Origin of the sequence: Kytococcus sp. HMSC28H12, assembly GCF_001816045.1 — a bacterium.
Classification (GTDB): domain Bacteria; phylum Actinomycetota; class Actinomycetes; order Actinomycetales; family Dermatophilaceae; genus Kytococcus; species Kytococcus schroeteri.
On the sequence record NZ_KV824392.1, the window covers coordinates 1 to 3,391 of the forward strand.

Below are 3,391 nucleotides of genomic sequence, written 5' to 3' on the forward strand. Positions count from 1 at the left end.
GCGGACGACCTCATCGCCACCGGGGGGCTCAAGGTGTCGCCTCACGTGGTGGCCGATGCGGTGGCGCGCCTGCCGCAGGTGGCCGAGTGCGCCGTGGTGGGCACCCCGGACCCGGTGTGGGGGCAGCGGGTGACCGTGGTGGCCGTACCGCGCCACGGAGAGGGCGATGCCGGCAGCGCCCCCTCGCTCGCCGCCCTCCGCGACGCCCTGCGCACCGAGCTGGCCCCCGAGGCTCTCCCCCGTGCCGTGCGCTGGGTGGACACGATGCCGCTCACCGGCCCCGGCAAGTACGACCGGGCGGCCCTGCGCACCCTGGCCGCCGAGCCCGACGAGGCGGCATGAGGTCAGGCTGCGCGGCCCACAGCCGCCGAGAGGTCGAACATCGAATCCGCCCAACGCATCATGCGGTCGTCGTGCGTCGCCATCACGATGGCCGTACCCCGGGAGGCCATCTCGTCGAAGACCCTCTGGACGACCTGGACGTTGCCGTCGTCGAGTGACGCCGTGGGCTCGTCGGCGAACACCACGCGGGGATTCTGCAGCAGCAGCCGCGCCAGAGCGACCCGCTGCTGTTCGCCACCACTCAGGGTCAGTGTCTTGGTCTGCGGGGAGTGACTCACACCCACACGGTCGAGCACCTGGGCACGCATGGCCGGCCGGTCCGCGCGGCGCACAGTGCGCCCGGAGAAGCCATAGTCCAGGTTCTGCCCGATGGTCTGCGTAGGCACCAGCCCGTGGTCCTGGAAGAGGACTCCCAGGACGTCACGGCGCAGACGCCGCATGGTGCGCCCGCTCGCGCTCGTGAGGTCCGTTCCCTCCAGACGAACGCTTCCTCCGCCGGGGGACTCCAGGCCGGCGAGGCAGTTCAGCAGCGTGGTCTTGCCGCAGCCGCTGGGTCCCACCAGGGCGAGACGCTCGCCCGGGGCAACCGTGAGGTCCACCCCCTTCCAGAGCACCCGGCCGGGCACACTCATGGACAGCCTCTCGGCCACCAGCACGAACTCGTCCTGCATGATTCACCCTTCCTTCAGGACTGTGGTGTTGAGGCCCCGTTCGACGATCGTCGCTGTCACGGCCACGACGAGCGCCACGACGAGACACTGACCGGCGAGCAGCCACGCCCCAGCGGGTCCCTCGAGGACACCGCGAGACAGGGCCACGACCGTTCCGATGAGCGTCATGACCGCCGCAACCGCAGCCACTGGCACGTGCCGACGCACCGGGTGGCGCCCCGTCACGAACCCCACGAACAAGCGGCGGCGACGGGCGCGGGTCAGAACCTGGACCGCCACCACCAGGGAAGTGATCTCGATGGCGGCGAGCACGACCATCGAGACCACGGCTCGATGCCGCTCACGCCCCAGCTCCACCCGGGTCTCCTCGACGGTCTGCTGCGGATCGACGGCCGGAGAGACCCGGTCCGCCACGGGCGAGGCAGCCAGCGCCGCCTCGACCTTCCGCGGCTCGCCCACGAACATGAGCTCCGACCGGCTCATGGCCGCGGACAGGAAGTTTCCGGAGAGCCAGTCCGCGCCATCGTCGACGACCAGCACCCACGGATCAGTTGCTTCGTCGTCACCAGACGAGCGCACCGCGTTTCCTTGGCGGAGGACCGGCCACCCGTCGACCCCAGCAGGCGCGTGCACAATCTGCACCGACGGAACCTCCACGCAGCCCTTCGCCCGCTGACGTTCGCCGCAGGAGAGTTCTCCCTGAAACGCCATCCACTCCGCCACCGAGCCCTTGACGGCACCAACATCACCTCCGGAGGGAGCGACGAGCCAGGGCCCGTCCCCGTCCAGGGTCACCTCAGGCTGGAGACGCCGCAGGTACTCCTTGTTCACGATGAGACACCCCTGACCACCGTCCGCGAAGTCACAGGGCTTCGGCGCCGCGTTGAGGAAGATCGGGGTCGTCTTGTCCAAGGTCGTGAACGCCGTCCGAAATCGGTGTCCGACCTCCGGCGACTCGTTGTCCGGTGCTCCGTACTGACTCGGCGACGCAAGTTGGGGCATGCGGTCCCAGACCCCGAGCTCTTCGCTGAGACGCTGCTGTTCCATGCCCGTCTGGAGAGCCCGCACGCCCGCCACGGGCAGGAGCCCCATGGCAGCCGTGGCTGCGAGTGAGGCGGCCAGTCCGATCACCAAGAAGGGTCGGCGACCCCGCAGACGCTCCATGAGCGGGGCCTCCCACTGGAAACCCGCTGCCAGCCCCACCACAGCGGCTGCAAGTACTCCGAGGGCGGCCCAAGCGAGCAGGCCCAGAACAGAACCGCGCACCGAGGAGCCCAGGACCGCGCGCGTGGACGGGTTCAACGCCACGGCCACGAGCATGACCACGAGCACGCCCACCATCCATGCCACGACAAGACCCAGCAGCCCCCACCAGGCAGTCCTCCGGGACTGCCCGCACGCCTCCATCACGGCGACCCGCCGTGTGGCCTCCGCGGCAGTCAGAGCAGCAGCCGCCAACACCGCCGCCCCCAGCACCCACAGTGCTGCCATCAAGTCCGCCTGTGACGCAGCGAGGTCACGGGGACCCGTGTCCGCTCGCTCCCTGACCGACACGTCGACCCCCATGTGGTGCAGGTCGGCATAGAAGGCACGCAGCTGCGCCGGTTCACCCCATACGGCCCACCGACCTCGCAGGCTGGTGGAGTCCGACCACGGTTCTGCCCGCGCTCCAGGGATCCCCACCGGCTCTGCAGGCCCGTTCTCGACGGGGGGCGCCGAGGGCGGAGCCTGCATCGTCGTCTCTCCTGCAGCGCCCACCGTGATCCGGGCCAGTCCCACACCGTGCTCCGCTGCGCCGGCCCCCATCTGGGCGGCGAGCCCCTTACGGTCCGGGATCCCCGACACGACGAGGCTGGCGTCAGCCCTGTTGGGGAAGGTCTCCGCCTGAGCTGAAGCTCCGAGCCAGGCGATGATCGCAGCCAAGAGCAGGTTGATGGTGATCGTCAGCCTCAACAGGTGCGTACTGCGCACTCCGCATCCTTCCCACTGCCACGGTTGTGGGGCCCGGATCCCTCCGGGCCCCACAACGCGTCACGAACCCGGACTCAGACCACGCTGTAGTAGGCGTGGTCGACGGCCAGCTGGCAGGCACGGATGGACGAGTTCGCCCACACGCCCTTGCTCTTGGTGCCCGACCGGTTCTCCTCGCCGTCGCAGTTGCGCACGGAGGAACCGTGGGCGCGGGAACCATGGTGGTACTCCGACACGACGGTGCCACCACCAAAGGCTCCGGTCGTACCATGCCGCCACGTTCCGCCCGCCGGGTGGGTCGTCTCGACAGCTGCGAAGGCAGCGGTGGCACAGGTGGCCGTGACAACGGTAGTCAGTGCGACCCCGCGACGGAGCGACGCATACGCATGATGCACTCCTTCATGTGT

The 3,391-nt window shown here is 69.7% G+C and carries 3 protein-coding genes and 1 pseudogene; 1 reads left to right on the plus strand and 3 read right to left on the minus strand.

Annotation, left to right across the window (positions count from 1 at the left end; all coding sequences use genetic code 11):
• Nucleotides 1-342: pseudogene (locus tag HMPREF3099_RS04945) on the plus strand (AMP-dependent synthetase); the annotation flags it as partial.
• A 2-nt stretch (nt 343-344) separates the two neighbouring features.
• On the opposite strand, the gene HMPREF3099_RS04950 reads toward HMPREF3099_RS04945, so the two are convergent.
• The 3 genes from HMPREF3099_RS04950 to HMPREF3099_RS11965 form a co-directional block, all read right to left on the minus strand.
• Nucleotides 345-1,013 carry an ATP-binding cassette domain-containing protein gene (locus tag HMPREF3099_RS04950; RefSeq protein ID WP_202816693.1) on the minus strand — a complete coding sequence of 223 codons (669 nt, stop codon included), beginning with the start codon at nt 1,011-1,013 and terminating at the stop codon, nt 345-347.
• Between the two features lie 3 nt (nt 1,014-1,016).
• Entirely contained in the window at nt 1,017-2,984 is a 1,968-nt protein-coding gene (locus tag HMPREF3099_RS04955) for a hypothetical protein (protein ID WP_070704776.1), read from the minus strand.
• A 74-nt stretch (nt 2,985-3,058) separates the two neighbouring features.
• Nucleotides 3,059-3,379 carry a lactococcin 972 family bacteriocin gene (locus HMPREF3099_RS11965; protein ID WP_083323504.1) on the minus strand — a complete coding sequence of 107 codons (321 nt, stop codon included), beginning with the start codon at nt 3,377-3,379 and terminating at the stop codon, nt 3,059-3,061.
• Between the last annotated feature and the right edge of the window lie 12 nt (nt 3,380-3,391).